Annotated in this window: 1 protein-coding gene; it reads left to right on the plus strand. The window is 38.3% G+C overall.

Annotated features, from left to right (window positions below; genetic code table 11):
- The first annotated feature begins 185 nt into the window (after positions 1 to 185).
- Entirely contained in the window at positions 186 to 7,355 is a 7,170-nt protein-coding gene (sov, locus tag E1171_RS11965; protein WP_246164304.1) for a T9SS outer membrane translocon Sov/SprA, read from the plus strand.
- The last annotated feature ends 31 nt before the right edge of the window (positions 7,356 to 7,386 follow it).

Below are 7,386 nucleotides of genomic sequence, written 5' to 3' on the forward strand. Positions count from 1 at the left end.
GGATTTTAAGATTTTTACTCTTCTGTGGTTTTGGTTTTTTAATGGATCGCTTGTTTGATTTATTAAAGGTAAAATTTAAAATAGGAGAAAAATGTGAAGTAAATTTTTTATATTTCCTTTAAACCTTATTAATTATTTTTTTTAGAAAAACATTTAATTCTCCGGTCAATTATAATCAAGCTGCCTTGTTAAACTATCAAAAGTTACTTTTATATTTTATTGTTTCTTGGTTCATTATTTCGACATTTTTGGCAGGAGCAAGGCCGAAAAATTCTACTTTTGATCCTAAGAGTCTGGCTTTTTTAGTACCCAATGATTCCTTGGGACAAGATACTTTGTATCAAGATACTACGAAAATAGATAGTGTTTCTAACCTGCCTTATCAATCCACCACTCGATCTACTTTTAGAGAAAGCGACCGTTTTGGAGATCCTTTTTCCTTTCGTACCAGTCCATCTCCATTACTTATTCCTAACTTAAGTACATTGGATGTACAAGTGGAGCTAGACACCACTATTAATTACACTATTTCTGAACAAATAGGAGAGGTACCTTTCCGTCAATCCAATCAAATGAGTTTTGATGAATTTAATGAAGTTCAGGAAAAACGCATGTTGAAAGAATATTGGAAATCTCGTTCAGCGGGTTTGGATGGAGAAAGTCCGGTGAGTGGAAGGGATCTTATTCCACCAATTTATATTAGCCCTATTTTTGACCGTATTTTTGGAGGAAGCTATGTTAAAATTACCCCAAGTGGCTTTGTTACTTTAGACTTTAGTAGTCGGTGGCAAAGAACCCATAATCCTGCGTGGCCTATTAATCGCCAGCGAAACTTTTTGCCTTTGGAGTTTGATCAACAGATCAGTACAAATGTTAAGGGAAAGGTTGGAGAAAAACTGGAAATTAATGCCAATTTTGATAATAATACTTCCTTTGATTTTGAGAATAATATGAAGGTGGAGTTCACCGGTTTTGATACGGACATTATCAAAAAAATTGAATTTGGAAATGTAAGTATGCCAGTGGACAACAGCTTAATTGCAGGAGGACAAAACCTATTTGGGATTAAGACACAGCTTCAATTTGGAAAGTTGTATGTTACCGCAGTTGCCTCTAGCCAGAGAGGTCAAGCCGATGAAGTGGAGATTGAAGGAGGAGCACAGTCCCGACCATTTGAATTTAGGGCTTCTTCCTATGATGAAAACCGCCATTTTTTCTTAGGACATTTTTTTAGGGATAATTATGAAGGTTGGCTGTCTCGGTTACCACAAGTATTGAGTGGGGTAAACATTAATCCTGCCCGGGTGGAGGTGTATGTTTTGAAACAAGGAAATGTTACTCAAAACATTAGAAATGTAGTAGTTCTAATGGATCTTGGTGAAGGGAAAGTAATTGCCAATACGGATGTGGTGGCCTCTAATGGTGCTAACTCTCCAAGTGACAATAATGCCAATAACATTTTAAGTCTTCGGACTGGAAATGCCTTAGAAGATGTAGTGGGATTGGAAAATGCAGGTCTTAAAAAGGGCTTGGACTTCCTACAGGTAAACGGAGCTCGGAAACTCGATCAAAACGAATATAGGGTTAATCAACAGCTTGGTTATATTTCCCTCAATCGCAAATTGCAGGCCGACGAGTTTTTAGCCGTATCTTTTGAATACACTTATAATGGCACACGCTATAAAGTGGGAGAAATGAGTGAAGATTATGCTGGCCGGACCGATAAAGAAGTTATTTATCTAAAGTTGCTCAAACCTGATAAGATAAATCCTGAAATTCCTACCTGGGATTTGATGATGAAGAATGTCTACTCCCTAAATGCAAGTCAGATAAGTAAGGATGGGTTTAAGATGCAGGTGATTTATAAGGATGACCGTACGGGACAGGATTTACCCACCCTTCAGGATGGTGCCCAATTAAAAAATAAACCCCTCATTGAAGTAATGGGACTGGACCGTCTGAATATGAATAGTGATACGGGAAAGGATGGGAATTTTGATTTTGTGGAAGGAGTTACCATTAATCCGGAAAATGGAAGTTTATTTTTTCCAGTTTTGGAGCCTTTTGGAGAACACCTAGCAAAACAATTCACAACAGGTGAGGATGCCCTGGTGAGTAAATATGTGTATCAGGAGCTTTATACACAAACTCGTAATGATGCCATGCAGCTAACCACTAAAGATAAATTCTTTTTAAAAGGAGAGGTGAGTGGAGGCTCATCCAGCGAAATATTCTTGGATGGGATCAATATTTCTGAAGGGTCGGTTCGGGTAACGGCAGGAAGTACGGTGTTGATGGAAGGGCAGGATTATACAGTCGACTATATGTTGGGAAAGGTTACCCTTTTGAATCAAGGAATTCTAAATTCCGGACAAAAAATAAAAATTAGCTACGAAAAAGCGGATTTGTTTAATTTTCGTTCCCGCACCATGGTGGGATCCCGTTTTGATTATCGGTTTAATGAGAATATGAATTTGGGAGCCACCCTTCTTCATTTGAATGAGGTGCCATTCAATACCCGGCCTGTAATTGGGGATGAGCCAATAAGTAATACCATTTGGGGATTAGATTTTAATATGAATAAAGATTCTCGCTTTATTACTAAAATGGTAGATTGGTTGCCACTGCTGAAAACCAAAGAAACCTCTTCCATTACTTTGAACACTGAATTTGCCCAACTGAGACCGGGTACTTCTAATATAGTTGATGGGGAAGGGCCTTCATATATTGATGATTTTGAAAATAGTGCGATCCCCTTTAGTTTGAATATTCCTAATAATTGGAAGATATCTAGTGTACCTGCAACGAAAAACAATGATTTTGATGTAAGTGGAGGGGCGATAGATGATCTTAGAGCAGGTGAAAAACGGGCAAAACTTTCCTGGTATAATATTGATCAATCTTTTTATACCAAGTCAGGTCCTAATAAAAGGCCTTCCAATATTACGGAAGAGGATATGAAAAACCACTATGTTCGTTCTATTGGGCCTCAGGAAATTTTTAGAGGGAAAGATATCGAACCCGTTCAAACTTATGAAACTACCTTCGACCTGGCGTATTTTCCTTCGGAAAGGGGTCCCTATAACTTTAGCGAGAATTTAAATCCGGACGGAACTTTGAAGAATCCAGAGGGAAATTGGGCGGGGATCACTCAGGCTATTTCTTCAAATACTGATTTTGACCAAAATAATATAGAGTACATCGAATTTTGGCTGTTGGATCCTTTTCTTACCGGGGAAAATGGGAAAGTGTTGGACAAGCCAAATACAACTGGAGGAGAATTAGTATTTAACCTGGGGGATGTTTCGGAAAGTGTTTTAAAAGATGGTCAATTGCACTTTGAAAATGGCCTTCCAGCTGATGGATCGGATAATGGGGTGGCGTTCTCTGCATGGGGAAGGTATTCTACCAAACAAAATTTAACAGGAGCTTTTGAGAACACTTCAGAAGAGGCCCGGGCGAATCAGGATGTGGGGTTAAATGGACTTAATAATGAAAGAGCAAGGGAACATTATCCTGATTTTATAACCGCTCTTGGAAGACTCAACTTACTTCCGGAAGCTTATGAGCAAATAATGGCCGATCCCGATGGCGATGATTTTGAGTTTTATTTAGGGGATAATCATGATCAGAACGATCATAAAGTGGTGGAGCGTTATAAAAATTTCAGAGGGCTGTCAGGGAATACTCCTTTTGCTTCGACCAATGGTTTTTCTGCTTCTAATAGTAATGATCCCGATAGTGAAGATTTATTAGGGAATAATACACTTAATGATCTGGAAAATTACTATGAATATAAAGTGCATTTAAAACCAAATAATCTAAAGGTAGGTGAAAATCACATCGTAGATAAGGTCTCGAAAGATATCGATGGAGAGGAGGTGAACTGGTACTTGTTTCGTATTCCAGTCAGGGAAGTAGGGCCTGGAAATACTTATGGGGAGATTTCAGGTTTTAAGAATATGCGGTTCATGCGTACCTATTTAACTGGGTTTTCTGAACCTGTGGTGTTAAGGATGGCTAAATTTCAATTAGTGGGGAGTCAGTGGAGAAAATATGATGGAAACCTGAGAGATCCTGAATTTTCAGAATACCCTCCTGCAGGGAATACGAAATTCAATATTTCGGTAGTGAATATAGAGGAAAATGGACAAGGAGGAGACAGTAAATCAGGTTATGATTTACCTCCTGGTATGGTCAGAGATACGGATAATACCAGCCTTAATAGTAGACAGTTAAACGAACAATCCCTTCAACTATGTGTAGAAGATTTGGAAGATAAAGATGCCCGGGCTGTTTTCAAGAATGTTAATTTGAATATGATCAACTACGGTCGTATGAAGATGTTTATTCATGCTGAAAGTGAAACCGCTGGCAATGGAGAAGTAAGTGCTTTTATTCGTTTAGGGACCGACTTTGTTAATAACTATTACGAAATTGAGGTGCCTCTGGATATGACACCAAATGGATCTACAGATCGACATCAAATCTGGCCAGATCAAAACGAAATAGATATAGTTTTTGACGATCTTTATACTTTAAAATCAGCCAGAAATCGCGAAAGAGTTGATGACCGAAGTCTTCCTTTTAGCCAGGAAGTAGGAAAATATAGGTTGACAGTAGTAGGTAATCCTGACATGAGCGCTGTTGCCACTGTAATGATTGGTATTCGTAATCCTGAATCTCAGGATGGGGCTCCTAAATCTGTTTGTATTTGGGCCAATGAATTGCGAGTGACTGAATTTAATACCAAATCTGCATGGGCCGCCAATGCCGCTGTGAATTTGAAATTGGCTGATTTTGCTAATGTCACGGCTTCAGGGCAATTTACTTCTTCCGGCTTCGGTGGTTTGGAACAAGGTATTTCCCAAAGGACCCGGGAAGAGGCAAAAGCTTATGCCGTGGGGGCAAATGTGAATTTGGATAAGCTTCTTCCGGAGAAGGCTGGCCTAAAAATCCCCATGTATGTAAGTTACCAAAAAAGTCAACTAACTCCTGAATTTGATCCTTTGGATCCGGATATCCCTTTGAAGTCGGCATTGAATGCAATTGAAGACCCTGAGGAAAAAGAGGAGTATAAGGAAATGGTAATAGATCAGGAAGTTCGACGTAGCATTAATTTTTCCAATGTTCGTAAAGAAAAAACTAATCCGGATGCTAAAAAACACATTTACGATGTAGAAAATTTTTCTGTGAGCTATGCTTACAGTGAAGTTAAGCAATCGGATATAAACACGGCTTCTTATGAATCAAGAAATTACAGCGGATCTCTTGATTATAATTTTACGCCCAAACCAGTTAATGTAGAGCCTTTTAAAAAGATTAAGGCTTTCAACAATCCATATTTTCAACTTTTTAAGGATTTTAATTTTTCTCTTTTACCAAGTAGCCTTTCTTTTCGAACCAGTATGGATCGAAGGTTTACCAGGACACAATTGAGAGACCAGTTTTTAAAAACCGATGGTTTGGATCCCATTTGGGAAAAGACGTTCACAATGGACCGTCAGTATAATTTGCGCTGGAATCTAACTAAGAGCCTTGCACTGGATTATAGTGCTTTAGCCAATGCAATAGTAGATGAGCCTGAAGGTGATATAGATACACAGGAAAAGAAAGATCAGGTTTGGGAGAACATTCGCAAATTAGGCAGGATTAAAGGGTATGACCAAAAAATAGGCCTAAATTATAAACTGCCTTTAGATAAATTCCCTCTTACCAACTGGACAAGTGCTAATGCTAATTATAGTGTAAGTTATTTCTGGACAGCTGGAACATTTTTGGAAGGGGACCCTGCCGATACTTTGGACCTGGGAAGTATTATTGAAAACCAAAGGGGATGGGGCCTTACGGGTAAAATCGATTTGGTGAAATTATACAATAAATCGGGTAGGTTAAAAGAAATTAATCAACCAACAAGGAGAAGGCCTAGAAAGCCGCAAGATGGTGAAGAAGGAGAGGAAGAAGAAAAGGAAAGTCGGGTGCTAAATGGGTTTCTAAGAGTTTTGATGTCTTTGCGTTCCATGACATTCACCTACGATAAAAGTGAAGGAACCTATTTACCAGGGTTTAAACAATCCCCTACTTACTTTGGCCTTAATAAAGATTCATTTGCTCCTGGCCTGCCATTTATATTAGGAAGTCAGGACCCCGGAATTCGTTCGGAGGCGGTAAAAAATGGTTGGTTAATCAATAGTTCTTCACTTACACAGCCGTTTAGTCAGTATAATCGCCTTAGTTTTAGTGTAAAAGCAACTGTTGAGCCTTTAAAAGATTTAAGAATCCAATTGGACGCCAATAAGTCAAAAATGGATAATTATAGTGAGATATTCCGGGTTGAAACCGATGGTGGCGATGATTTTACTTCTTTAACTCCAACCCGGTCCGGAACTTATGATATTTCATTTTTTACATTAGGAACCTCATTTAGTAAGGAAAATAAGGAACATAATTCAGCTGTTTTTAAGAAGTTTGAAGAATATCGAAATACGATTCAAAACCGTCTCAATGCCACCAGAGGGGCCGGCCCCTCTTATGGACTCAACTCTCAGGATGTTTTAATTCCTGCCTTTTTAGCAGCTTATGGTGACAAAGACCCCAATGAAGTAGCTCTATCTCCTTTTCCTAAGGTGCCTGTGCCAAATTGGCGAATGACTTATGCTGGCTTAGGAAAACTTGCCGCTTTTCAGGATATTTTTTCCTCAGTGAACGTATCCCATGCATATCAATCGATGTACAGTGTGAATAATTATAGTAATTCACTTCTTTATAATGAGAATGAGTTGTTCCTTTTGAATAAAAATATTGAAAAATACCCATCCGCAACCAGAGTTGGGGAAAATGGAAACCTTGTTCCTGTATTTATTATAGATCAAGTAACCATAACTGAAAGATATGCGCCTCTAATTGGAGTGGATGTTAAGACCAAAAGCCGAATAACCACTTCAATTGAATATCAGATGCAACGAACCTTAACCTTAAGTATGACCAATGCGGAAGTTACCGAAAGCAATAATAAAGGCTTTACTTTTAATTTTGGTTACACCACCTCAAATTTTAAATTGCCATTCCGAGTACAGGGACGAACTGTAAGATTAAAAAATGATCTGAAATTTAATATGGGGTTAAGCATCGGAAAGAACCAAACCCTCCAACGAAAATTGGATGAGGAGAGCATTATAACAGATGGAAATAATAGCTTTAGCATTAAACCAACTATTAGTTATATGACCATGAAAAATAAACTTAATTTATTGGTTTATTTTGAACGTAATGTAAATGAGCCACTGGTGGGCAGTTCCTATACCCATTCTGATACTGCTGTGGGTGCTCAACTTCGTTTTAATCTTTCCCAATAAATGGAAGTTCCTTAATAAGGAATCTTTCTTA

Source organism: Xanthovirga aplysinae, from assembly GCF_009711365.1.
GTDB lineage: Bacteria > Bacteroidota > Bacteroidia > Cytophagales > Cyclobacteriaceae > Xanthovirga > Xanthovirga aplysinae.